General features: G+C 74.5%; 22 protein-coding genes. 10 read left to right on the top strand and 12 right to left on the bottom strand.

What is annotated here, in order from left to right:
• Positions 1–24: 24 nt before the first annotated feature.
• The 4 genes from GPA02_RS15890 to GPA02_RS15875 all read right to left on the bottom strand — a co-directional run bounded on the left by GPA02_RS15890 (position 25) and on the right by GPA02_RS15875 (position 4,093).
• Positions 25–1,158: an ABC transporter permease gene (locus GPA02_RS15890; RefSeq protein WP_156201421.1), complete on the bottom strand. Its 1,134-nt coding sequence runs from the start codon at positions 1,156–1,158 to the stop codon at positions 25–27.
• Positions 1,155–2,039 carry an ABC transporter ATP-binding protein gene (locus GPA02_RS15885; RefSeq protein ID WP_156201420.1) on the bottom strand — a complete coding sequence of 295 codons (885 nt, stop codon included), beginning with the start codon at positions 2,037–2,039 and terminating at the stop codon, positions 1,155–1,157. The genes GPA02_RS15890 and GPA02_RS15885 overlap by 4 nt, the downstream gene beginning before the upstream one ends.
• A 96-nt stretch (positions 2,040–2,135) precedes the next feature.
• A complete protein-coding gene (locus GPA02_RS15880; RefSeq protein WP_156201419.1) occupies positions 2,136–2,816 on the bottom strand; it encodes a response regulator in 681 nt (226 codons plus the stop codon).
• Positions 2,813–4,093, bottom strand: coding sequence for a sensor histidine kinase (locus GPA02_RS15875; RefSeq protein ID WP_156201418.1), 1,281 nt, complete (start codon positions 4,091–4,093; stop codon positions 2,813–2,815). Before GPA02_RS15875 ends, GPA02_RS15880 begins: the two co-directional genes overlap by 4 nt.
• 101 nt (positions 4,094–4,194) lie before the next feature.
• Between GPA02_RS15875 and GPA02_RS15870 the strand changes: the two genes are divergently transcribed.
• Together GPA02_RS15870 and GPA02_RS15865 are read left to right on the top strand one after the other, a co-directional pair.
• Positions 4,195–4,845, top strand: coding sequence for an MBL fold metallo-hydrolase (locus tag GPA02_RS15870; RefSeq protein ID WP_156201417.1), 651 nt, complete (start codon positions 4,195–4,197; stop codon positions 4,843–4,845).
• 218 nt (positions 4,846–5,063) lie between these two features.
• The gene (locus GPA02_RS15865) at positions 5,064–6,710 is read left to right on the top strand and encodes a DNA repair helicase XPB (RefSeq protein WP_156201416.1); all 1,647 of its coding nucleotides are present in this window, start codon (positions 5,064–5,066) and stop codon (positions 6,708–6,710) included.
• A gap of 3 nt (positions 6,711–6,713) precedes the next feature.
• Here GPA02_RS15865 and GPA02_RS15860 read toward each other — a convergent pair whose 3' ends face one another.
• Positions 6,714–7,433: a type 1 glutamine amidotransferase gene (locus GPA02_RS15860; protein WP_156201415.1), complete on the bottom strand. Its 720-nt coding sequence runs from the start codon at positions 7,431–7,433 to the stop codon at positions 6,714–6,716.
• A 109-nt stretch (positions 7,434–7,542) separates the two neighbouring features.
• On the opposite strand from GPA02_RS15860, the gene GPA02_RS15855 reads away from it, so the two are divergent.
• The 5 genes from GPA02_RS15855 to GPA02_RS15835 all read left to right on the top strand — a co-directional run bounded on the left by GPA02_RS15855 (position 7,543) and on the right by GPA02_RS15835 (position 13,392).
• The gene (locus GPA02_RS15855) at positions 7,543–9,609 is read left to right on the top strand and encodes a TPM domain-containing protein (RefSeq protein WP_240134094.1); all 2,067 of its coding nucleotides are present in this window, start codon (positions 7,543–7,545) and stop codon (positions 9,607–9,609) included.
• 70 nt (positions 9,610–9,679) lie between these two features.
• Positions 9,680–10,501 (top strand): PspA/IM30 family protein, encoded by an 822-nt coding sequence (locus GPA02_RS15850; protein WP_156201413.1) that lies wholly within the window; start codon positions 9,680–9,682, stop codon positions 10,499–10,501.
• Positions 10,502–10,602: 101 nt separating this feature from the next.
• Positions 10,603–11,178 (top strand): NYN domain-containing protein, encoded by a 576-nt coding sequence (locus GPA02_RS15845; protein WP_156201412.1) that lies wholly within the window; start codon positions 10,603–10,605, stop codon positions 11,176–11,178.
• Positions 11,179–11,269: 91 nt separating this feature from the next.
• Complete coding sequence (locus GPA02_RS15840) at positions 11,270–11,995, top strand: response regulator transcription factor (RefSeq protein ID WP_156201411.1); 726 nt, start codon at positions 11,270–11,272, stop codon at positions 11,993–11,995.
• Positions 11,992–13,392, top strand: coding sequence for a sensor histidine kinase (locus GPA02_RS15835; RefSeq protein ID WP_162457801.1), 1,401 nt, complete (start codon positions 11,992–11,994; stop codon positions 13,390–13,392). The genes GPA02_RS15840 and GPA02_RS15835 overlap by 4 nt, the downstream gene beginning before the upstream one ends.
• Before the next feature lie 7 nt (positions 13,393–13,399).
• Here the strand turns inward: GPA02_RS15835 and GPA02_RS15830 are convergent, their stop codons facing one another.
• The 6 genes from GPA02_RS15830 to GPA02_RS15805 all read right to left on the bottom strand — a co-directional run bounded on the left by GPA02_RS15830 (position 13,400) and on the right by GPA02_RS15805 (position 19,283).
• A complete protein-coding gene (locus GPA02_RS15830) occupies positions 13,400–14,230 on the bottom strand; it encodes a phosphotransferase (RefSeq protein ID WP_156201409.1) in 831 nt (276 codons plus the stop codon).
• Positions 14,212–15,303 (bottom strand): sulfate/molybdate ABC transporter ATP-binding protein, encoded by a 1,092-nt coding sequence (locus GPA02_RS15825; protein ID WP_204986649.1) that lies wholly within the window; start codon positions 15,301–15,303, stop codon positions 14,212–14,214. Before GPA02_RS15825 ends, GPA02_RS15830 begins: the two co-directional genes overlap by 19 nt.
• Positions 15,300–16,118 (bottom strand): ABC transporter permease, encoded by an 819-nt coding sequence (locus GPA02_RS15820; RefSeq protein ID WP_193567880.1) that lies wholly within the window; start codon positions 16,116–16,118, stop codon positions 15,300–15,302. The genes GPA02_RS15825 and GPA02_RS15820 overlap by 4 nt, the downstream gene beginning before the upstream one ends.
• A complete protein-coding gene (gene modA, locus GPA02_RS15815; RefSeq protein WP_156201408.1) occupies positions 16,115–16,894 on the bottom strand; it encodes a molybdate ABC transporter substrate-binding protein in 780 nt (259 codons plus the stop codon). Before modA ends, GPA02_RS15820 begins: the two co-directional genes overlap by 4 nt.
• Positions 16,891–17,289, bottom strand: a complete 399-nt coding sequence (locus GPA02_RS15810) for a TOBE domain-containing protein (protein WP_156201407.1) — start codon at positions 17,287–17,289, stop codon at positions 16,891–16,893. Before GPA02_RS15810 ends, modA begins: the two co-directional genes overlap by 4 nt.
• Positions 17,290–17,480: 191 nt before the next feature.
• Positions 17,481–19,283: a glycoside hydrolase family 2 protein gene (locus GPA02_RS15805; RefSeq protein ID WP_156201406.1), complete on the bottom strand. Its 1,803-nt coding sequence runs from the start codon at positions 19,281–19,283 to the stop codon at positions 17,481–17,483.
• Positions 19,284–19,381: 98 nt separating this feature from the next.
• On the opposite strand from GPA02_RS15805, the gene GPA02_RS15800 reads away from it, so the two are divergent.
• Positions 19,382–20,377, top strand: a complete 996-nt coding sequence (locus GPA02_RS15800; RefSeq protein ID WP_156201405.1) for a LacI family DNA-binding transcriptional regulator — start codon at positions 19,382–19,384, stop codon at positions 20,375–20,377.
• A 33-nt stretch (positions 20,378–20,410) separates the two neighbouring features.
• Here the strand turns inward: GPA02_RS15800 and GPA02_RS15795 are convergent, their stop codons facing one another.
• On the bottom strand, positions 20,411–21,151 hold the full coding sequence (locus GPA02_RS15795; protein WP_156201404.1) for a hypothetical protein: 741 nt from the start codon (positions 21,149–21,151) through the stop codon (positions 20,411–20,413).
• A 120-nt stretch (positions 21,152–21,271) separates the two neighbouring features.
• Here GPA02_RS15795 and GPA02_RS15790 point away from each other — a divergent pair, with 120 nt between their 5' ends.
• Complete coding sequence (locus GPA02_RS15790; RefSeq protein WP_156201403.1) at positions 21,272–22,036, top strand: SDR family NAD(P)-dependent oxidoreductase; 765 nt, start codon at positions 21,272–21,274, stop codon at positions 22,034–22,036.
• 65 nt (positions 22,037–22,101) lie between these two features.
• Positions 22,102–22,914 (top strand): ThiF family adenylyltransferase (locus tag GPA02_RS15785; protein ID WP_156201402.1); only part of this gene is annotated, 813 nt, incomplete at its 3' end.

Below are 22,914 nucleotides of genomic sequence, written 5' to 3'. Positions count from 1 at the left end.
CAGGTGCGGGCCCGAGCGGGGAGGTCAGGAGCCGGAGCGCAGCACGTCGCCGAGCTTGACGCGCGCCCCGGTGCGCAGCAGCGACCGCTCGTAGATGAGCGCCGCCACCCGGATCGCCAGCACCATGGCGAGCACGAGCACCGCGAGCGAGAGCAGCGACTCCCACCAGGCGCTGGTGCCGATGAAGATCCGCATCGGGACCGCCACCGGTGCCGAGAACGGCACGTACGACATCACCGCGAGCACGGTCGGGTTGTTGTTGAAGAAGATCACCAGGAAGTACGGGATCATCACGAGCATCATGATCGGGCTGGTCGCGCTGCCCAGGTCCTCCACGCGGGACACGAGCGACGCCGTCGCCGCGTAGAGCGCGGCGATCATCACGAACCCGACGGTGAACAGCGCGACGAACCACAGGACCGGGATGCCCAGCCCGTCCAGCAGCACCGTGTCGCCGGTCGCCGCGCCCGTGCCGACGACGATGAGCGCCACGAGGGCGATCTGCGCGAACGCGAGCAGCGAGTTGCCGATCACCTTGCCCGCCAGCAGCGCCCGCGCCGGGATGGCGGCCAGCAGGATCTCGACGATGCGGGTCTGCTTCTCCTCGACGACGCTCTGCGCGATCGTGCTGCCGTAGGTCATCGCGGACATGAAGAACACCAGCCCGAAGCCCAGGCCGATGAAGTACGTGAGCATCGGGTTGGGCGCGTCGGGGTCGAGCAGCTCGACCTGCGGCGTGACGCTCAGCGCCTGGATGATGCCCTCGGGCGCGGTGCGGTCGCCGATGACGGTGAAGCCCTCCGTCGGTGAGCCGACGACACCCGCCGCGACCGTGCCGTCGGCGACGAGCTCGCGCACCTCCTCGGCGGAGGCGACCTCGGTGACCTCGACGTCGGGCAGCTGCGCGACGGTGGCGGCGGCATCGGCGGTGGCCGCGACGCTGGTCGTGCTGCTGAACAGGCTGCCGGCCTGGGTCGCGAGGACCACGGAGGCGAGGATCGCGGCCAGGAAGATGATCGTCGAGATCACGAATGCCTTCGACCGCAGCCGCACCATGATCTCGCGCTTCGCGACGATCGTGACGGCGCGCGAGAACGACACCCGCGCGTGGTCGGTGGCCGCCGGCTGGGTCCGGGTGGGCTGCTGCAGGGTGCTCATCGGACGACCTCCGCGAAGATCTCGGTCAGGGGACGGTGGTAGGGGCCGAAGCTGATCACCGAGCCGCGCTCGACGGCCTCGCGCAGCACACGGTCGGCGAGCTCCGGCGACGACGCCGCGAACCGCACGTGGCCGCCGTCGAACTCGATGACGTCGACGCCGGGCACGCCGCGGACCCAGCCGGTGTCGCCGGCGGTGACGAGCGTCCACTCCGGCGAGCTGTGCCGCGCGCGGATCTCCTCGCGGCCGCCGCTGGCGCGGACCCGGCCGTCGGCGATGATGACGAGGTCGTCGCACAGCCGCTCGACGACGTCGAGCTGGTGGCTGGAGAAGAGCACCGGGGCGCCCGCGTCGGCGACGTCGCGCAGCACCCCGAGCGTGGTCTCGACCGCCATCGGGTCCAGGCCGGAGAACGGCTCGTCGAGGATGAGCGCGACCGGGTCGTGCACGAGCGCGGCCGCGATCTGGGCGCGCTGCTGGTTGCCCAGGCTGAGCGCCTCCACGTGGTCGCCGGCCCGCTCCGCGAGCCCGAGCCGCTCGAGCAGGTCGGTACCGCGTCGGCGGGCGTCGGCGGCAGTGAGGCCGTGCAGCTCGCCGAGGTAGACCAGCTGGTCGATGACGCTCATCTTCGGGTACAGGCCGCGCTCCTCGGGCATGTACCCGATGCGGGACCGGTAGCCGCCGGTGATCGGCTCGCCGTCGACCTCGACGGTGCCGGAGTGCGGTGCGAGCACGCCGAGGACGATCCGCATGGTGGTCGTCTTGCCCGAGCCGTTGGCCCCGACGAACCCGGTCATCCGGCCGGGCACGACGTCGAACGAGACGTCGTGGAGGACCTGGTGGTCCCCGAAGGAGCGGTTGATGCCGCGCAACGAGATCATGACGACGACGGTAGGCCCGCCACCTCGCCCGGCGGATCGCCCGCGGGTGGGAAAAACCTCTCCACCGCCGGAGGGAGCAGCCCCCCCGGGCAGGGGTCAGCCGGCCGGCGTGACGACGCCGTGCTCGTAGGCCCAGATCACCGCGTGGATCCGGTCCCGCACGCCCAGCTTCATCAGCACGTTCGAGACGTGCGTCTTGATCGTCGCCTCGCCGAGGAACAGCTCGGCGGCCATCTCCGCGTTGGAGGCGCCCCGCGCGAGCAGCAGCAGCACCTCGCGCTCGCGCTCGGTCAGCCCCTCGAGGGCGGCCGGGGCCGCGGGCGCGGCATCGGGACCAGGACGTCCCGCACCGGCGCCGGGGCGGGCGTAGCGCTCGATCACGCGCCTCGTCACCTCCGGCGACAGCAGCGCGTCGCCGCGCGCGAGCGCGTGCACGGCCTCGATCAGCTGCTCGGGCTCGGCGGTCTTGAGGAGGAAGCCGCTCGCACCGGCATCGAGGGCGTCGTAGAGGAAGTCGTCGCGGTCGAAGGTCGTGAGGATCATGACGGCGGCGTGGTGGCCGCCCGAGCAGATCCGGCGGGTGGCCTCCAGGCCGTCCATCACCGGCATCTGCACGTCCATGCAGATGACGTCGGGCTGCAGGGCGGACGCCTGCTCGACGGCGACCTGCCCGTCGGCGGCCTCGCCGACCACCTCGAAGCCCGGCTCGCTCTCCAGGATGGTGCGGAAGCCGACGCGCACCAGTGACTGGTCGTCGACCAGCAGGATCCTCGTCATCGCTCCTTCTCAGGGGTCGTCGTCGGTGTCGCGACCAGATCCTGCCGCACCGGCTGCTCCGCCGTCGCCGCGGGGATCGCGGCGCGCACGAGGTAGCCGCCGCGCGACTTCGGCCCCATCTCGATCGTGCCGCCGACCGCCGCGACGCGCTCGCGCATCCCGGTCTGGCCCACGCCGAGCCCGGCGCCGCGGCCGCCGCGCACCCCGGCGCCGTCGTCGGCGACCTCGACCTCGACCACGTCGTCGAGGTAGCGCAGCCGCACGTCCGCCCGTGCTCCCGGGCCCGCGTGCTTGCGGGTGTTGGTGAGCGCCTCCTGCACCACCCGGTACGCCGTCAGCTCGACGATCGGGCTCAGCGGCCGCGGGGTCCCGACGACCTCGAGCGCGACGTCGCCGTGCTCGCGCGCCGCGGCGACGAGGTCGCGCAGATCGGCGAGCGTCGGCATCGGTGCGTCGCCCTCGTCGCGGCTGCGCAGCGCGCCGACGATCGTGCCGAGCTCGGCGATCGCCGAGCGTGCGCTCTCCTCGACCGAGCGCAGCGCCTGCTCGGCGCGCTCGGGGTCGCGGCCCATCACGCGGCGGGCGGCACCGGCCTGGATGCCCATCGCGGACACGTGGTGGGCGACGACGTCGTGGAGCTCGCGCGCGATCCGCAGCCGCTCCAGCGAGATCGCCTGCTCGGTCAGCTGCGCCTGCTGGGCCCTCACCTCGGCCTGGGCGCGCTCGAGCGCCTCGCGCTCGACCGCCTGCTGCCAGGAGCGGTCGCCGAACACCCAGGCGCCGGCGAAGTAGGCGGCGTTGACCATCACCTGGATGACGAACCACGAGAAGAACGCCTGCACGCCGTACTCGCCGGTCTCGGGCGAGTAGAAGCCGCGGATCGCGGAGGCGAGCAGCCACACGGCCATCGCGAGGACCGTCGCCAGCCGGGCCCGGAAGGCCAGCGTGCGGTTCGTGCACCAGGCACCGACGGTGTAGAAGGCGAGGAACAGCACGACCTGCGAGACGGTGAGCTCCATCGCGCCGAGCTCGCCACCGACGGCGTACAGCACGCTGGTCGCGACCAGCACCGGCACCGGCCACCGCCGCCGCCACGCCAGCGGCGCCGCGACCAGCACCGAGAACAGCGCGACCAGCCACAGCGACCGCTCGAACCGCTGCATCTGCGACGCCGAGGCGAGCACGCCGACGAGCACGCTCGCGGCCGCGAGGCCGAGCGCGGTGAGCGCGTCGGCGCGCAGCATCGAGGGGTCGGCGGGGCGCCGTGTCGAGGGCACGGCCCCAGGGTAGGCGGGGGGCCGCGGGCGGTTCCTCCACCGCGCGGCGGGCCGCGCTCCCCCGGGCGGCGGAGGAGGCACCGACCGGATAGGTTCGCGCCATGCGGATCACCAAGCACGAGCACGCGTGCCTGAGCGTCCACCGCGACGACGGTCGCACCCTGGTCATCGACCCCGGCTCGTTCTCCGGGCGGCTCGTCGACCTCGAGGACGTCCGGGCCGTCGTCGTCACGCACGAGCACCCCGACCACTGGACCCCCGAGCACCTGCTCGACCTGCACCAGCGGTTCCCCGAGGCGCCCGTGCTCGGCCCGCAGGGCGTCGCCGACGCCGTCGCGGCCGCCGCGCCCGAGGTCCCGGTCGAGGTGGTCGCCCCGGGCGAGACCCGCGAGGTCGGCGGCTTCACGCTGACGTTCGTCGGCGGCGTGCACGCCGAGATCCACCGCTCGATGCCGCGCGTGGACAACGTGGGCGTGCTGGTCGACGGCCGGCTCTACCACCCCGGCGACTCCTTCGCGCTGCCGGGCGTGCCGGTCGAGGTCCTCGCCGCCCCCGCGGGCGCGCCGTGGCTGAAGATCGGCGAGACGATGGACTTCGTCGCCGAGGTCGCGCCGGCGCAGGCGATCGCGATCCACGACGCCGTGCTGTCGGAGGCCGGGCTGCGGCTGTCCGAGGCCCGCATCACCGGCGCCGTCGAGAGCGTCGGCGGGCAGTACGTGCAGCTGCGCCCCGGCGACGCCGTCACCCTCTGAGCGAGCGCTCACCACGCCAGCTCGTAGCGCGGTGCCGAGCTCGTCGCGTGCACCGTACGAGATCGGCACGGGTGTACGAGCTCGCCGATCCTGCAGGCGGAGGCCACCGGGTGCGGGAGGGTGTCGACCCGCCTCGGTGGGGCGCGACGATGCCGGTGTGACGGGGGCGATACCCGCTGCCCCGGGATTGCGCGGCCGACCTGCGAGAGAATGGTCGGATGCCCGATGGCCCCCTGATCGTCCAGTCCGACAAGACGCTGCTGCTCGAGGTCGACCACGAGCGGGCGGCGGCGTGCCGCCGCGCGATCGCCCCGTTCGCCGAGCTGGAGCGCGCGCCCGAGCACATCCACACCTACCGGCTGACCCCGCTCGGCCTGTGGAACGCGCGCGCCGCCGGGCACGACGCCGAGCAGGTCGTCGACACCCTGCTGGAGTACTCCCGCTACCCCGTGCCGCACGCGCTGCTGGTCGACATCGCCGAGACGATGTCGCGCTACGGGCGGCTCGAGCTGCTCAGCCACCCCAGCCACGGGCTGGTGCTGCACGCGCACGACACCGCCGTCCTCACCGAGGTGCTGCGCTCCAAGCGCACGGCCGGGCTCGTGGGTGCGCGCGTCGACGACGCGACCGTCGTCGTCCACCCCTCCGAGCGCGGCCACCTCAAGCAGGTGCTCGTCAAGCTCGGCTGGCCGGCCGAGGACCGCGCCGGCTACGTCGACGGCGAGGCGCACCAGATCGACCTCGACGACCGCGACTGGTCGCTGCGCCCCTACCAGGCCGAGGCGGTCGAGTCCTTCTGGCACGGCGGCAGCGGGGTCGTCGTGCTCCCCTGCGGCGCGGGCAAGACGATCGTCGGGGCTGCCGCGATGGCGGAGGCGAAGGCGACCACGTTGATCCTCGTCACCAACACCGTGAGCGCGCGGCAGTGGCGTGACGAGCTCGTCCGGCGCACCTCGCTGACGCCCGAGGAGATCGGCGAGTACTCCGGCGCCCGCAAGGAGATCCGCCCGGTCACGATCGCGACCTACCAGGTGCTGACGACCCGGCGGAAGGGCGTCTACACCCACCTCGAGCTGCTCGACGCGCGCGACTGGGGCCTCATCCTCTACGACGAGGTCCACCTGCTGCCGGCGCCGATCTTCCGGATGACCGCCGACCTGCAGGCACGCCGCCGGCTCGGCCTCACCGCCACCCTCGTGCGCGAGGACGGCCGCGAGGACGAGGTGTTCAGCCTCATCGGGCCCAAGCGCTACGACGCCCCGTGGAAGGACATCGAGAGCCAAGGCTGGATCGCGCCCGCCGAGTGCGTCGAGGTCCGGTTGGACATGCCGCACGCGATGCGGATGGCGTACGCCTCCGCCGAGCCCGAGGACCGTTACCGGATCGCGTCGACGGCGAAGGCGAAGACCGATGTCGTCCGTCACCTCGTCGACGCGCACGCGGGCGAGCAGGTGCTGGTGATCGGGCAGTACCTCGACCAGCTCGAGCACCTGTCGGAGACGATCGGGGCGCCGCTGATCACGGGCGCCACGACCGTCAACGAGCGGCAGCGGCTGTTCGAGGGGTTCCGGCAGGGCGAGATCAGCACGCTCGTCGTCAGCAAGGTCGCGAACTTCTCGATCGACCTGCCGGAGGCGTCGGTCGCGATCCAGGTCTCGGGGACGTTCGGGTCACGCCAGGAGGAGGCGCAGCGGCTCGGCCGGATCATGCGCCCGAAGGCGGACGGCAAGACGGCGCACTTCTACGCCGTCGTCACGCGCGACACCGTCGACGCCGAGTTCGCCGCGCACCGGCAGCGCTTCCTCGCCGAGCAGGGCTACGCCTACCGGATCCTCGACGCCGAGGACCTGCTCGCGCAGGCCTGAGCCTCAGCCGGCGACCCGGGCCCCGACGACGTCGAGGAAGGCGTGGCCGACCAGGTCGGCGAGCCGCCCGAGCCGGTCGGCGTGGGCGCGGTACTGCGTGCGCAGCTCGGCCGCAGCAGCCTCGCCGGCGTGCTGGGCCTGCCACCCGACCAGGGTCTCCTCGCCCGCCTCGGGGTGGAACTGCAGGCCCCACGCGGTGCCGACGCGGAACGCCTGGAACGGGTACTGGCGCGAGCTCGCGAGCCAGGTCGCGTCCTCGGGCAGGACGGCGATCGCGTCCTCGTGGCTGGACGGCACCAGCACGTCGCGGCCCAGCCGGTTGACGACGTCGCCCAGCAGCGGGTCGGTCTCGGCGCCGGGACGCATCCGCAGCTCGACCAGGCCGCGCTCGGGGCCGGCGGGCGCCGAGCGCTTGACCTCGCCGCCGAGCGCGACGGCGAGCAGCTGGGCGCCGAGGCAGATCCCGAGTGTCGGCAGCTCTGCGGCGACGGCGGCGCGCAGGTGCTCGCGCACCTCGGGCAGCCACGGCCAGCCCTCGTCGTCGTAGGCGTGCGTCGAGCCGCCGAGCACGATCGTGCCGTCGAGGTCGTGCGGGTCGGGGATGTCGTCGCCGCGGTCCGGCCGGACCGTGACGACCTCGGCGCCGCGCAGCCGCGACGCGAGCAGGTCGAGCGGGACGCGGTCGGAGTGCTGGACGACCGCGATGCGGGGGTTCACGGGCACGGCGGGAGACCCTACCCCAGCGCCGCCGTCGGTTCCCGGGGCCCCGGGTCCGACTCACCCTCGGCTCGCGTTGCGTCGCACGGCCCGGACGGGCAAAGATCGCAGCGTGATGAAGCTCAGGGTGGGGCGCGCTGCCGCGACCCTCACGGTCGTGGCCGGCGGCGCCCTCCTCGCGGCACCCGCGGTTGCCGACGACCCGATCCGGATGGCGAGCCGCGTGGTCGACGTCACGAGCGACCAGGTGGCCGCCGGTCGCGAGGACGACCTGCTCGAGGCCGCCGACGAGGTCGTCGCCGCGACCGACTTCGACCTCTGGACGGTCTACGTCGACTCCTTCGACGGGATGCGCCCGGTCGACTGGGCGAACGAGACCGCGGTCGCCTCCGACGCCGACAGCGACGTGCTGCTGCTCGCGGTCGCCGTCGACGACGCCGACATCGGGCTCTCGGTCGCCGAGGACGCCCCGATCACCGACGCCCAGGTCAGCGATCTCGAGGCCGCCGTCCGCGGCGAGGTCGCGCGGGGCCGCTGGGTCGAGGCCTCGTTCGCGGCGGCCGACTTCCTGGTCGCGCTCGGTGAGGACGCCGGAGCAGGCTCGGACGACGACGGACCGGTCGCCGCCGGCGGTGGCGGCGGCAGCATCTGGCCCTGGCTGATCGGCGGCGCGGTGCTGCTCGTGGTCGTGGTGGCGGTGGCGCGACGGCGCCGCAAGGCGACCGGCACCCCCGAGGAGCAGCAGCAGCGGGAGCGCTGGGCGGGGGTCAGCCTCGAGGAGCTCGGCACACGCGCCGGCAGCGCGCTGGTGGAGCTCGACAACGACGTGCGCTCCAGCGCCAACGAGCTCGCGTTCGCGGAGGCGCAGTTCGGCATCGAGGCCACCCGCGACTTCAAGGCGACGCTCGCGACCGCGCAGCAGCAGCTCGGGCAGGCGTTCACGATCCAGCAGCAGCTGGAGCAGGCCTCCTCCGACGAGCAGCGCCGTCGGGGGCTGATGCAGATCCTCACGATCTGCGAGCAGGCCGAGGCGGCCCTGGACTCCCAGACCGAGGCGCTCGCCGAGCTGCGGGCGCTGCAGGACCGTGCGCCCGCGCTGCTCGACGAGCTGGACCAGCGCGCCGGCGAGCTGGAGGCACGGGTGCCGGCCGCGCGGGACGTGCTGCGCCAGCTCGGCGCCGTCTACCCGGAGACGGCGCTCGCGACCGTCGCGAAGGCGCCCGACCAGGCGCAGGCGCTGGTCGCGTCGGCGAGGCAGTCGGTCGCCGAGGGCCGATCGCGCGTGCAGGCCGACGACCGCGGCACCGCGGTCGCGTTCGCCCGCACCGCCGAGGACGCGCTGCAGCAGGTCGCCAAGCTGCTCGACATGGTCGGCGACGCCGGGCAGACCCTCGCCGACGCCGCCGCCCGCCTCGACGACGCGATCGCGTCGCTGACGGCGGACATCGCCGACGCCGGTCGCCTCGCGCCCGGCGACGCGACGCTGGCGCCCACGGTCGAGCGCGCGCAGGCCGCCGTCGCGGCCGGCGCCGCCGCGAAGACCGGCGGCGACCCGATCGCGGCGCTCGCCGAGCTCGAGGCCGCCGAGCAGGCGATCGACGCCGCGCTCGCGCCGCGCCGCGAGCAGGAGCAGGTGGTCGCGCGCGCCACCCAGAGGGCCACGACGCAGATCACCTCGGCCGAGACCGCGGTCCGGCAGGCCAACGACTACATCGAGACCCACCGCGGCGTCGTGGAGTCGGCCGCACGCACCCGGCTCGCGAGCGCCGTCGACGACCTCGCGCAGGCGCGCTCCCTGCAGGGCAGCGACCCGCAGCAGGCGCTGGCAGCGGCGCAGCGCGCGAGCGAGAGCGCACGCACAGCCTTGTCGCTCGCGCAGGCCGACGTCAGCCGCTGGCGGCGGCTGCAGGAGACGTCGCAGGGCGGTGGCTACTACGGCCGCTCGGGCGGCATCGACGCCGACTCGATGATCCTGGGCGGCATCATCGGCAGCGTGCTCAGCGGCGGCTCGCGCAGCCGCAGCACGTGGGGCGGTTCCACCGGCTCCTGGGGCGGCGGCACGCCGTCGCGCAGCGGCTGGGGAAGCGGCGGCCGGCGGACCGGTTCGATCGGTGGCAGCTCAGGTGTGCGCCGGCCGAGCGGGGGCGGGAGTCGGCGATCCGGCGGCGGGAGGCGCCGATAGATCCAGCAGACCCAGCGGCCGACACCGGCCGGATCCGACATCATCGTCACCTGGAAGAAGGGGAACCGTCATGACCGAGAAGCAGACCATCCTGGGCCGGATCGCCCAGCTCACGCGCGCCAACATCAACGCGCTGCTGGACCGGGCCGAGGACCCGGAGAAGATGATCGACCAGCTCATCCGCGACTACACGAACAACATCGCGGAGGCCGAGCAGGCGATCGCCCAGACGATCGGCAACCTGCGCCTGGCCGAGCAGGACTACAACGCCGACGTCGCCGCCGTCCGGGAGTGGGGCGCCAAGGCGCTCGCCGCCTCGCAGCGGGCCGACCAGGCGCGCGCGCAGGGCGACACCGCGGCTGCCGAGCGGTACGACAACCTCGCCAAGGTGGCGCTGCAGAAGCAGATCGGGTTCGAGAACGAGGTCAAGCAGACCGAGCCGATCCTGCGCTCGCAGAACGAGGTCGCCGAGAAGCTCAAGCAGGGCCTGGCGGTCATGAAGGACCGGCTCTCGGAGCTCAAGACCAAGCGCGACCAGCTGGTCGCCCGTGCGAAGTCCGCCGAGGCGCAGGCCAAGGTGCAGGAGGCGATCGGCTCGATCAACGTGCTCGACCCGACGAGCGAGCTGTCCCGCTTCGAGGACCAGGTGCGCCGGCAGGAGGCGCAGGTGGCCGGCCAGGCCGAGCTCGCGGCGTCCTCGCTCGACGCGCAGTTCGCCGAGCTCGACGCGCAGGGCGACATGCTCGAGGTCGAGGCGCGGTTCGAGGCGCTCAAGCGCGGCGCCGTCGAGGACGCCCCGGTGGCGCCCGCGATCGAGGACGCCCCCTCGGAGACCTACACGCCGTCGGCCACGGTCTCCGAGCAGGACTACCCGCAGAACCCGCAGCAGTGACGCGACGTGACCGCTGAGCCGGTCACGCGCGAGCGCCGAGGCCCGGTCCCCGCCACGGGGACCGGGCCTCGCGCGCGTCCGGGTGACCGTAGGGTGGCGCCATGACCGACGTCCCCGGCGGCGCCCGCCAGACCTACCTCCTCGTCGACGGCGAGAACGTCGACGCGACGCTCGGGCTGAGCGTGCTCGGGCACCGGCCCGCGCCCGAGGAGCGGCCGCGCTGGGACCGCATCTCCGAGTTCGCCTCGCGTACGTGGGGCCAGCCGGTCCGGGGCCTGTTCTTCCTCAACGCCTCGACCGGGCAGATGCCGATGAGCTTCGTGCAGGCGCTGCTCGCGATGAGCTACCACCCGATCCCGCTCGCGGGCAGCAGCTCCGAGAAGGTCGTCGACATCGGCATCCAGCGCACCCTGGAGGCGCTGCGGGACCGGCCCGGCGACGTGCTGCTCGCCAGCCACGACGGCGACTTCCTGCCACAGCTCGAGTCCCTCCTGGACGGCACCCGCCGGGTGGGCGTGCTGTGCTTCCGTGAGTTCGTCAACGCCAAGATCACCGAGCTGACCGCCGCGGGCCTGGAGCTGTACGACCTGGAGGACGACGTCGTCGCCTTCAACACCCCGCTGCCGCGCGTCCGGATCATCCCGCTGGAGCAGTTCGACCCGACGCGCTACCTCTGACCGGTCGCCCCGGGGACGGGCCGGTCCGACCCACGGCACGTTCTCGGCCGGTACCCAGGAAACTCCCAGCGAGCGCGCGCACACTGGGGTCATGACCACGACGAGCGCTGCCCGCCAGGACGCCGAGGCCCGGCTCCTCGTCGTCGACGACGAGCCGAACATCCGCGAGCTGCTGGCCGCGAGCCTGCGTTTCGCGGGGTTCGAGGTCGACACCGCCGCGGACGGCCAGCAGGCGGTGCGGAAGGCGCTCGACGGCGCCCCGGACCTCGTGGTGCTCGACGTCATGCTCCCCGACCTCGACGGCTTCACGGTGACCCGCCGGCTGCGCGAGCAGGGCAGGCACATGCCGGTGCTGTTCCTCACCGCGCGCGACGACACCAGCGACAAGGTGGCCGGCCTGACGGTCGGCGGCGACGACTACGTCACCAAGCCGTTCAGTCTCGACGAGGTGATCGCCCGGATCCGCGCGGTGCTGCGCCGCGCCCGGGCGACCGCTGCGACGACCGAGTCCTCGGTGCTGCAGGTCGGCGACCTGGAGCTCGACGAGGACGCGCACGAGGTGCGGCGGGCCGGGCGGCCGATCGAGCTCTCCCCCACCGAGTTCACGCTGCTGCGCTATCTCATGCTCAACGCGGGGAGGGTGCTGAGCAAGGCGCAGATCCTCGACCACGTGTGGGCGTACAACTGGGGCGGTGACGGCGCGATCGTCGAGTCCTACATCTCCTACCTGCGGCGCAAGGTCGATGCGCCGTTCGAGGGCGAGCCGCTGATCCACACCAAGCGCGGCGTGGGCTACGTGCTGCGCGCACCCCAGTGAGCCTGCGCCCGTTGCGGGCGCTGCCGCTGCGGTGGCGGCTGTCGATCGTCACGGCCGTGCTCGTGCTGGCCGCGCTGGTGGTGACCTCGGCCGCCGTGGTCGCGCTGGTGCGCAGCTCGTTGATCCACCAGATCGACGAGGACCTCCATGACGCCGCGTACTCGCCGTTCACGACCTACCAGCACGACGGCGGCGGCGACACGGCCGGCCCGACCGACTACTTCGTCGGCATCGTGATCGACGACGTCGCCTACATCATCACCAAGCCGACGACGGCGGGCGGCGACACCCCGCGGCTGCCCGACCTCGCGACGCTGCGCGCGAACGAGCCGGTCACGGTCGGCTCGACCGACGGCAGCGGGCCGTCGTGGCGGCTGTGCGTCTACCCGCGCCCGGACGGCGCGGTCGCGGTCCTCGCGCTGCCGCTCACCTCGGTCGACGACACGACCAAGGAGATGCTGCGCACGATGACGATCGTGGGCATCGCGGTCGTCGTGCTCGCGGCGCTCGCCGGTTACGTCGCCGTGCAGCGCGCGCTGCGGCCGCTGCGCGACATCGAGGCCGCCGCCGGCGCGGTCGCCGCGGGCGACCTCGCCCGCCGCGCCCCTCTGGAGCCGCCGAGCACCGAGGTCGGCCGGCTCGGGATGTCCTTCAACGCGATGGTCGCCGAGCTGGAGCGGGCGTTCGCGGAGCGAGCGGCGTCGGAGGCGCGGATGCGCCGCTTCGTCTCCGACGCCTCGCACGAGCTGCGGACCCCGCTCGCGTCGATGCGCGGCTACGGCGAGCTGTACCGGATGGGCGCCGTCCCGCCCGAGGAGGTGCCGACGACGATGGCGCGGATCGAGAGCGAGGCCACCCGCATGGGTGTGCTCGTCAACGACCTGCTGGCGCTCGCGCGGCTCGACGAGGGCCGCGGGTTGCAGCTCGGCGACGTCGACCTCGTCGCGATCGCGCGCGACGCGGTCGCCGACCTGCGCGCCCTCGACCCCTCGCGCCGCACCGAGCTCCAGGCCGAGGCGCCCGTGACGATCCACGCCGACGGCGACAAGATCCGTCAGGTGGTCACGAACCTCGTCGGCAACACCGTGCAGCACACCCCGCCCGGGACCGCGGTCGAGATCGCCGTCAGGGCATCCGAGGGGTGGGCCACCCTCGAGGTCCGTGACCACGGGCCCGGCATCGCTGCCGAGGACTCCGCGCGGGTGTTCGAGCGGTTCTACCGGCCCGACACCTCCCGGACCCGGGCGAGCGGCGGCTCCGGTCTCGGTCTCGCGATCGTGGCGACCATCGTGGCTGCGCACGGCGGCTCGGTACGGCACGAGCCGACGCCGGGCGGTGGCGCGACGATGGTGGTGCGGCTGCCGCTCGGCGGGCCGTCCGGAGCTCACCCGGCCTGAGGGATGGCTACCCGACCGCCAGCATCGTCCGGATCTGAGCGAGCCACTCGGCGGCGAGCCGGCGGCCGTCAGGCAGCTGGTCGTCGCGGTCCCAGCGCCAGGTGGTGACCATCGCCAGCACGACCAGCCGACAGCGCCGCGCGAGCTCCAGGTCCGCGCCCGGGTAGTGCTCGTCGACCGCCGGCGGCGCGTGGGCGAGGTCGAGCTCGACAGGGCCGCGACAGCAGGTCTCGAGGTCGATGAACAGCGGCCCGTGCGCCGTCGCCAGCAGGTTCCCCGCATGCGGCTCGCCGTGCAGCAGCTGGCCGCCGCCGCGATCGGCGAGCTCGGCCGGCAGCTCACCCAGCACCCGCGTGAGCAGGCCCCGCTCCTCGTCGGGAAGCTCGGGGGTGAGGTCGCGGTCGTCGAGCAGCCGGCGCGCCGACTCGATCCGGTCGAGCGCGTGCGGCACCGCAGCGGGCGGCTCCACACCGCGCATGCCGAGGTGCAGTCGCCGCAGCGCGTGCCCGTAGTCGCCCGCCGACAGCGCGGCGCCGGCCGTGTAGAACGTCCACCACGTGATCGCCAGGTCGTCCTCGCGGTAGGCCCGCGACTCCAGCCGCGGGTCGGGCCTGGCGACCGGGCAGCCGGCGTCCACCAGGGCGTGCGCCAGGTCGACCTCGAGCTGCGCCGCCCGCGGGTCACCGGCCGAGACGCGCGCCAGCACGTCGCACGGGAGCAGCCGCAGGGCGACCTTGGCGGAGCTCTGCAGCACGACGACGTCCTCGACCGCCAGCCCGGCCGAGGCGGCCACCGAGCAGGCCGCAGCGATCGCGCGCCTCAGGTCGGGCTCTCGCATGCTGCTTGCTCCCCGCGTCCGAGCGCCTGCACCGACTCGGCAGGCACGTGCGCCCACACTCTCGCACCCGGACGCAGATGTCCGAGCGCGGCGGCATCGACGTCGGCGAGCACATCCGGCTGGCCAGGGGTCGCGAGACGCACCCGTACGCCGCCCGTCGCGGGCTCGAGCCAGCGCACGGTTGTCTCCCACGTGTTGTCCCCTCCCGGGCGCTGCTCCGAGACGGTGACGGCGGCGGGCCGGAAGCGCAGCCGAGCCACCGCCGCGGCCGGCGGCCCGGCGGCGGGTCGCAGGCCGCCGAAACCCACCGGCACGAGGTTGACCCCCACGAACGCGGCGGTGAACTCCGTGCGCGGCGCACCGAGCACCTCGGCGCGCGGCCCGTGCTCGACCACGCGTCCCTCGCGCAGCACCGCGACGTGGTCGGCGACGAGGGCGGCGTCGAGGACGTCGTGGGAGACGAGCACGGTCGTGAGCCCGGCGTCACGGAGGGTCTCGGCGAGCAGGTGCCGCAGCTCGGGCGCGGCCACCGCGTCGAGCGAGGCGAGCGGCTCGTCGAGGAGCAGCACCTCCGGCTCCGCGGCGAGCGCGCGGGCGAGCGCGACACGCGCCGCCTGGCCGCCGGACAGCCCGCGTGGGCGGCGCTGCGCGAGGTGGGCGACGCCGAGCCGCTCCAGCCACCGCGTCGCCCGGGCGGCGGCGTCCGGGAGGCGGCGGCTGCGCGGGCCGAAGGCCACGTTGTCGAGCACGCTCAGGTGCGGGAAGAGCAGCGGCTCCTGGCCGAGGAGACCGATCCGGCGCTCGGCGGGCGGCACCAGCAGGTCGGGTGCACGGGTGAGCGTGCGACCTCGCCAGACCACGGTGCCGGTGTCGGGCACAAGCAGCCCGGCGAGCACGCCGAGCACGGTGGACTTGCCTGAGCCGTTGGGCCCGAGCAGCGCGAGTGTGCCGCCGGGCGGCACGGCCAGGTCGACGTCGAGCGTGAAGCCCCCACGGCGCAGCCGCACGTCGGCGGCGAGGCCCTCCCCCGCCGCCTGCGGCGCCAGGCTGGTCGGCGCGTCGCCGGCGGTCACAGCGCCTCCCGGCGCCGGGCCGCCGGCACGAGCAGCAGGATCACGAGCGCGACGGCGACGAGCAGCAATGACAGCGCCAGCGCGGTGTCGCGCGCCACCCCGGTGCCGTTGTAGGCCGTGTAGATCGCCATCGGCACCGTCTGCGTGACGCCCGGCCGGTTGCCGGCGACGAGCGCCGTCGCGCCGAACTCCCCGATCGCGCGGGTGAACGCCAGCACGACGCCCGCGAGCAGCCCGGGCGCCACCAGCGGCAGCGTCACGCGGCGCAGCACCGTCAGCCGCCGCGCGCCCAGCGTGGCCGCGACCGCCTCGTAGCGCGCTCCGACCGCGCGCAGGCTGCCCTCGAGGGCGATGACGAGGAAGGGCATCGCGACGAACGTCTGAGCGAGGACGATCGCCCAGGGCGTGAACGCGACGGTCACGCCGAGCGTGTCGAGCACCCCGCCCAGCAGCCCGGTGCGGCCCACGACCGAGAGCAGCGCGACGCCGCCGACCAGCGGCGGCAGCACGAGCGGCAGCGTGACCACGGCGCGCAGCACGGCAGCGACCCGCGGCGACGCGCGCGCGATCAGCAGCGCCAGGGGCACCCCGAGCGCGAGGCAGCACACGACCGCGGCAGCGGCGGTCCGCACCGACAGCCAGACGGCGTCGCGCGCCGTCGGCGAGAGCAGGGTCGCGGGCAGCGTGGACCAGTCGACCCGCGGCAGCAGCGCCAGCAGCGGGACGACGAGCAGCACGAGCCCCAGCACGGCGGGCACCAGCACCCCGAGCGGCAGCCGCTGCCGGGCCCGCTCGGCGTCGTGCGCACCGGTCACGACGGCGGCCCGAACCCGTGAGCGGCGAGCACGCTCCGCCCGCGCGGGGACAGCACGAGCTCGACGAACGCCTCGGCGGCCGGCTGCGCGCCGTCGAGCACGACGACCGGGTACCGGTTGACGACCGTGCCCGCGAGCGCGGGCACGACGGCGTCGAGCAGCTCCTCGCGCGCGACGACGTCGGTCGCGTACACGAGGCCGGCATCGACGTCGCCGCGCGCGACCCGTTCGGCGACGGCGGCGACGTTGCGCTCCAGGGTGACCGGGTCGAGCTCGACACCGGCCGCGGCGAGCAGGGCAGCGGTCGCGGCACCGCACGGCACCTCCGGGGCGCAGACGGCGTGGCGCAGCCCGGCGAGGTCGGCCAGGTCCGCCACGCCGTCGGGGTTGCCCGGCGGCACCGCGACGACGAGCGTGTTCGTGGCCAGCACCTGGGGCTCGGACGCGGCGAGGCCGGTCGCGACGAGATCGGCCATCGTCGCCTCGTCCGCTGTCGCGAGCAGGTCGGCGGGCGCGCCGTCGGCCAGCTGGGCGACGAGCGTCGAGGAGCCGTCGTAGACCGCGGGCTGCACGTCGACCTCGGGGTGCTCGGCCGAGAAGGTCGCGAGCAGCTCGTCGAAGGCTGCCTGCAGCGAGGCCGCGGCGTGCACGGTCAGCGTGCCCCCGAGCGCGTCGTCGGCCGCGTCGGAGGCGGGGCCGGACGTGGCGGGCGGGGACCCTGCGCACCCGGTCAGGAGCGCGGCGGCCGCGAGCGCCGCCGCGGCCGCGCGCCTCACCGGGGCCGCTCCTTCTCGACGATGACGGTCGTCGCCTTGACGACGGCGACCGCGGTGGCGCCGACCTCGAGGCCGAGGTCGCGCACCGCCTCCGCGGACATCAGCGACACGACGCGGAACGGCCCGCACTGCAGCTCGACCTGCGCCATCACGGTGTCGGCCGTGATCGCGGTGACGAGCCCGACGAACCGGTTGCGGGCGCTGGAGGCGTGCGGGTCGTCCTGCGGCGCGCGGGCGAGCTGCTGCGCGAGCCCGGCGAGCGCCACGCCGTCGACGACCCGCCGCCCCGCGGCGTCGGTCGACGCCTCGACCCGGCCGCCGTCGACCCACCGCCGCAGCGTGTCGTCGCTGACGCCGAGCAGCCGCGCCGCCTCCCCGATCCGGTACTCCGCCACGCCGTCAGGCTAGCGCCGCACCTGCGCCCCGTCCACGCCGTTTGAGCCGCACATGCGGCGCAAGGACCACCCGCGCCATGCATACGCGAACTGTTCCAAAGTGCGGTGAAAGCAGGAAGCCCCCACTTTCACCGCACTCTGGAACACGACCCGATCTCACCGCACCTTCTGTCGCGGCGAGGAGAGCGGCCTCAGCTGGTGCGGCGCTCGTAGGCGGCGGTGCGGGTCTGGATGGCGCGGAGGCGCTCGAGGTCGAACTTCGGGCGGCGCTCGAAGTCGTAGATGCCGTTCTCCTCCTGGAACGTGTCGGTGAGCTGCGTGTAGCAGTAGCCGAACATGTTCTCGTCGTCGAGGAGCGCGTCGGTCAGCCCGGCGAACCGGGCGTACCACTCCTCGAGGTCGCGCACCCGCTCGCCGTAGCCCCAGGACTCGCGGCGGTCGTTGCCCGCGGCGTCGGCCTTGGCGGCGTTCCACCAGATGCCGCCGTACTCGGAGCAGAAGTAGGGCTGCCCGGCGTAGGGGATCGAGATCACGCGGTCGTCGTGGGTGTTGGTGTACGGGTCGCCCGCCGCGAGCCCGGACATCGCTGCGGCGAACTTCTCGGGGTCCTGCTCGTAGTTGTGCGAGTCGTACACGTCCGCGCCCGGCACCCGGTGGGAGTACCCGGAGGCGTCGAGCACGGGCCGAGTCGGGTCGGCCAGCTTGGTCGCCAGGTACATCGCGTGCGTGACGTCGTCGAGCTGGGTGATGCGGTCGGTGATCGGCTGCCAGGTCTCGTTGAGCGGGCACCACCCGACCAGCGCCGGGTGGTTGACGTCGCGCTGCACGGCCTCGAGCCACTGCGTGACGAACGACGTCGTCGGCTGCTGGTGGTCCTCGACCGGGCCGGGCACCGAGGCGCCCCAGTCGGCCAGCTCGCCCCACACGAGGTAGCCGAGCCGGTCCGCGTGGTAGAGGTAGCGCTCCTCGAATACCTTCTGGTGCAGCCGGGCACCGTTGAAACCGGCGGCGATGCCGAGCTCGATGTCGGCGCGCAGCGCCTCGTCGCTCGGCGCGGTCATGAGGGTGTCGGGCCAGTAGCCCTGGTCGAGGACGAGCCGCTGGAACACCCGCTCGCCGTTGAGCAGCACCTGGTTGCCGCGCACGGAGACCGAGCGGAGCCCGGCGTAGGACTCGACGGCGTCGACCTCGCCGTCGCCGTCGAGCAGTCGGACCGTGAGGTCGTACAGGTGCGGGTCGGCGGGCGACCACGCGCGGCGCCGGTCGGCCGGCAGCACGAGCCGGACCGATGGCGTCATGTCGTCGTCGGCACTGGTCTCGGCGGTAGCGACGACGCCGTCGGCGTCGCGGACCTCGACGGCGAGCCGCAGCCCGTCGCGACGGCGGCGCAGCGTCGCCTCGACGTCGAACGCGCCGTCGACGAAGCGCGGCGTCACCCGGATCCGCTCGATGCGCTCGGCGGGGACCGGCTCGAGCCAGACCGTCTGCCAGATGCCGGTGGTGCGCGTGTAGTGGCAGTCGGCGTTGGCGTAGGCGACCGACTGCTTGCCGCGGGCCTGCGGGCCGCGCGGCTCGTCGCGCGCGCGCACCACGATCGTCACGTCCTCGCCCGGGCCGACGACGCCGGTCAGGTCCGCGGTGAACGGCGTGAAGCCGCCGCGGTGCCGGGCGACCTCGACGCCGTTGGCCCACACGGTCGCGTCGTGGTCGACGGCGCCGAGGTGGAGCAGCACGTCGGAGCCGGCCCAGTCGGCCGGGATCGTCACGGTGCGGCGGTACCAGACGGCGTGAAGGTAGTCGACGTCCCCGATGCCCGAGGCCGTGGACTCCGGCGCGAACGGCACGAGGATCTCGCGCTCGAGCTCGCGCTCCAGCAGGCCGCGCTCGAGCCCGGAGTCGCCGCGGTCGATCTCGAAGCCCCAGCGGCCGTTGAGGTTGAGCCAGCGCTCGCGCACCAGCTGCGGGCGCGGGTACTCGGGGCGGGGGACGGTCATCTCGCGGGGCTCCTTCGGCGGGTGCGGGAACGAATTGCTACGTAGCATTCCACCACCGGTCCCCTGCTGCCAAGATGCGACCAACCAGGGAGGTGGCCATGGCCGTCACGATGCGCGACGTCGCCGCGCACGCGGGTGTCTCGCAGCGCACGGTCTCGAACGTGGTCACCGGAGCCGTGCCGGTGCGGCCCGAGACCCGGGCCCGCGTCGAGGCGAGCATCGCGGCTCTCGGCTACCGCACCTTCGGCCCGGCGCGGCAGCTGCGCCAGGGCCGCACGTCGACGGTCACGCTCGCGCTGCCGGGGCTGACCGAGCCGTACTTCGCCGAGCTGGCGCAGTGCGTCGTCGACCGCGCCCGGGAGCACGGGCTGCGGGTCGTCGTGGTCACCACGCGCGGCGACCGGGCCGAGGAGCTCGCGATCCTGCGCGGCGACCAGGTCTTCGCCGACGGCGTCATCATGTCCGCCGTCGGCCTCGCCCCCGAGGACGAGGCGCTCCCCCACCCCTCGCTGCCGACCGTGCTCATCGGCGACCGCGGCGCCGGCGCCGACGTGGCGCACGTGACGCCCGACAACCGCGCCGCGTGCCGCGACGCCGTCCGGCACCTCGTCGCGCTCGGGCGCCGCCGCGTCGCCCTCGTCGGCGCGGGCACCGGACCGCCGCTCACCTGCCAGGAGCGCACCGCGGGCTACCGCGACGCGCTGGCGGAGGCCCGGCTGCCGCTCGACCCCGCGCTGCTGGTGCCGTGCGCCTGGAACTTCGACGCCGGGCGGCAGGCGGTCGCCGAGGCCCTCGAGCGCGTCCCCGACGTCGACGCGGTGTTCGCGATGAACGACTCCTCGGCGCTCGGCGCGCTGCAGGCGCTCGTGCGCGCCGGTCGGCGCGTGCCCGACGACGTCGCCGTCGCCGGTTTCGACAACATGCGCGAGGGCGCGCACGCGACGCCGGGGCTCACCTCGGTCGGTCCGCTGCCCGATGAGGTCGCGGCGGCCGCCCTCGGCGAGCTCCGCCGTCAGCTCGCCGGGGAGCCGCCAAGGCGCCACCAGCTGCCGCACCGGCTCGTCGAGCGTGGCAGCACGAGCGGGGTCGGGTAGTGCCGAGGCCCACCGACGGCTGACGCCGTCGCGTCAGTGGCTGCCCTGCTCGCGCAGCACGACGCCCGGCGCGACCATGCCGACCTCGGCCTCCTGCGGCGTGCGGCCGGGCTCGCCGCCGGCGGTGCTGTACCAGCCCTCGGTGCGGGCATCGCCCTGGTCGCCGGGCCCCCAGGGCAGCCGCGCGGGCGGCGCCGGCAGGTCGCGGCCGTGCCACAGCACCTCGGCGAGCTCGGTGCGACCCCACGGGGCCTTGCTCATCGCGAGCCGGTCGGTCTCGGTCACCTCGCGCGCGAGCGCGCGCATCGCGGGCAGCCTGTCGGCGAGCGCCCACCACTTCATGAGGAAGTAGCCGTGCTGCACGCGGACCCTCGGCGCGACCGACCCCGCGGGTCGGACATCACCGGCGAGCAGCATGTCGAGCACGTCACCGGCGCTGCGGACCCGCTGCAGGTAGGGCACGAGGTGCTTCTCGACGAGCGACACGACCTCCTCGGGCCGCCACCGGCCCGCGAGCGCCACGCCGTCGGGGTGGACCTGGCTGCTGAGGTCGACCTTGAACGCCGTCGCGCGGCCCCCGGCCGGCAGCGGGAAGTTCGACTCGAGCGTGAGGATGTCGACGCGGCGACCCCACCGCGGGTACGGCACGAGCGCGACCTGGTGCTCGGTCTCGGCGTGACGGAAGACGTCGTCGTGGGCGCGCCGAGCCACGTGCTGGTAGCCCAGCGACTCGAGCCGCGCGCAGACCGCGCTGCGCGCCTGCCGACCACGCACGAGGACCCCCTCATCGATGGTGTCTTCCGAGGTTGACGCTACAGGGATTTCACCACGCCTTCCACAACGGCGGGGTCGATCCGAACTCCTCCGGCGTGGCGCGCGTCATACCGTGTCCGGATGCAGCTCACGCAGGGATCCGTCGCGCTCGTCACCGGTGGCGCCTCCGGCCTGGGGGCCGCGACCGCCACCCGGTTCGCGCGGGAGGGGGCGGCGGTCGTCGTCGTCGACCTCCCCGACTCCCCGGGGGCGGCCCTGGCCGGCGGCCTCGGTCCCGCCGTCCGGTTCGTCGCCGCCGACGTGCGCGACGAGGACCAGGTGCGCGCCGCCGTCGAGGCCGCGGCCGATCTCGGCGACCTCCGCGTCGCCGTCATGTGCGCGGGTGTCGCCACCCCCGGCCGGATCCTCGGCAAGCGCGGCGTGCTGCCGCTCGCCGACTTCCAGCGCGTCGTCGACATCAACCTCGTCGGCACCGCGAACGTGCTGCGGCTCGCCGCGGAGGCGATGGCCGGGCTCGACCCGGTCGACGGCGAGCGCGGCGTCGTCGTCATGACCGCCTCGGTCGCGGCGTTCGACGGGCAGGTCGGCCAGGCCGCCTATGCGGCCTCGAAGGGCGGGGTGGCGGCCCTGACCCTCGCGGCCGCGCGGGACCTCGCGCAGCACCTCGTGCGGGTGGTGACGATCGCGCCCGGCACGTTCGCGACACCGCTGCTGGCGAGCCTGCCCGAGGAGACCCTGCGAGTGCTGGAGGCGCAGACACCGCACCCGGCGCGCCTGGGTCGTCCGGAGGAGTACGCCGCCCTCGCCGCGCACGTCGTCGAGAACCCGATGCTCAACGGCGAGACGATCCGTCTCGACGGCGCGCTGCGCATGCCGCCGCGCTGACCGGCCCGCGAGCCGGCGGCGGCCGCGGTGGTCACGACCGCGCCGCGGCGGGCTAGCGTGGCCTCGTGGAGCCCCTCGTCGAGCCAGGTCCCCCGCTGACGGCGGAGCAGGCCGAGACCTACTCGCGTCACCTGCTGCTGCCCCAGCTGGGCGAGGACGCGCAGCGGCGGCTGCTGGCGGCGCGCGTGTGCGTGGTCGGCGCGGGCGGGCTCGGTTCCCCCGTGCTGCTCTACCTGGCGGCCGCGGGTGTCGGCACGCTCGGCGTGGTCGATGACGACGTCGTGGACCGCAGCAACCTGCAGCGGCAGGTGCTGCACGGTGTCGCCGACGTCGGCCGCGCGAAGCTGGACTCCGCGTTCGAGCGGCTGCGCGCGATCGCCCCCGACGTCCGCCTGGTGGCCCACCGCGAGCGGCTGACGGCGGCCAACGCCGTCGAGATCCTCGACGGCTACGACCTCGTGCTCGACGGCACCGACACGTTCGAGACCCGCTACGCCGTCGCCGACGCGTGCGCCGCGCTGGGGGTGCCGCTGGTGTGGGGGTCGGTGCTCGGGTTCGACGCCCAGATCTCGGTGTTCTGGCCGCAGGCCGCGGGCGGCGCGACCCTGCGCGACCTGTTCCCGACGCCGCCGCCCGCGGGGTCGGTGCCCACGTGCGGCGAGGCGGGCGTGCTGGGCGCGCTCACCGGGCAGGTCGGCTCGACGATGGCGACCGAGGCGGTCAAGCTGATCACCGGCGTCGGCGAGCCGCTGATCGGCCGCGTGCTCGTGCTCGACGCGCTGCGCCAGCGCTGGACCGAGGTGCCGCTGCGGGCGCGCGCGGAGCCCGCAGCGCAGGCGCCGGCCGCGCAGCCGCCCGCTGCCCCGACGCCGGCCCCG

Source organism: Actinotalea caeni, from assembly GCF_009733795.1.
Classification (GTDB): Bacteria; Actinomycetota; Actinomycetes; order Actinomycetales; family Beutenbergiaceae; genus Pseudactinotalea; species Pseudactinotalea caeni.
This window is presented reverse-complemented; position numbering and strand designations above follow the sequence as displayed.

Excerpts from the sequence above, each read along its gene's own strand:
- GPA02_RS15830 (WP_156201409.1), bottom strand. The coding sequence starts at position 14,230 with ATGCGAGAGCCCGACCTGAGGCGCGCGATCGCTGCGGCCTGCTCGGTG.
- GPA02_RS15845 (WP_156201412.1), top strand. The coding sequence starts at position 10,603 with ATGACCGACGTCCCCGGCGGCGCCCGCCAGACCTACCTCCTCGTCGAC.
- GPA02_RS15870 (WP_156201417.1), top strand. The coding sequence starts at position 4,195 with ATGCGGATCACCAAGCACGAGCACGCGTGCCTGAGCGTCCACCGCGAC.
- GPA02_RS15855 (WP_240134094.1), top strand. The coding sequence starts at position 7,543 with ATGAAGCTCAGGGTGGGGCGCGCTGCCGCGACCCTCACGGTCGTGGCC.
- GPA02_RS15890 (WP_156201421.1), bottom strand. The coding sequence starts at position 1,158 with ATGAGCACCCTGCAGCAGCCCACCCGGACCCAGCCGGCGGCCACCGAC.
- GPA02_RS15840 (WP_156201411.1), top strand. The coding sequence starts at position 11,270 with ATGACCACGACGAGCGCTGCCCGCCAGGACGCCGAGGCCCGGCTCCTC.
- GPA02_RS15865 (WP_156201416.1), top strand. The coding sequence starts at position 5,064 with ATGCCCGATGGCCCCCTGATCGTCCAGTCCGACAAGACGCTGCTGCTC.
- GPA02_RS15880 (WP_156201419.1), bottom strand. The coding sequence starts at position 2,816 with ATGACGAGGATCCTGCTGGTCGACGACCAGTCACTGGTGCGCGTCGGC.
- GPA02_RS15800 (WP_156201405.1), top strand. The coding sequence starts at position 19,382 with ATGGCCGTCACGATGCGCGACGTCGCCGCGCACGCGGGTGTCTCGCAG.
- GPA02_RS15805 (WP_156201406.1), bottom strand. The coding sequence starts at position 19,283 with ATGACCGTCCCCCGCCCCGAGTACCCGCGCCCGCAGCTGGTGCGCGAG.
- GPA02_RS15850 (WP_156201413.1), top strand. The coding sequence starts at position 9,680 with ATGACCGAGAAGCAGACCATCCTGGGCCGGATCGCCCAGCTCACGCGC.
- GPA02_RS15885 (WP_156201420.1), bottom strand. The coding sequence starts at position 2,039 with ATGATCTCGTTGCGCGGCATCAACCGCTCCTTCGGGGACCACCAGGTC.
- GPA02_RS15790 (WP_156201403.1), top strand. The coding sequence starts at position 21,272 with ATGCAGCTCACGCAGGGATCCGTCGCGCTCGTCACCGGTGGCGCCTCC.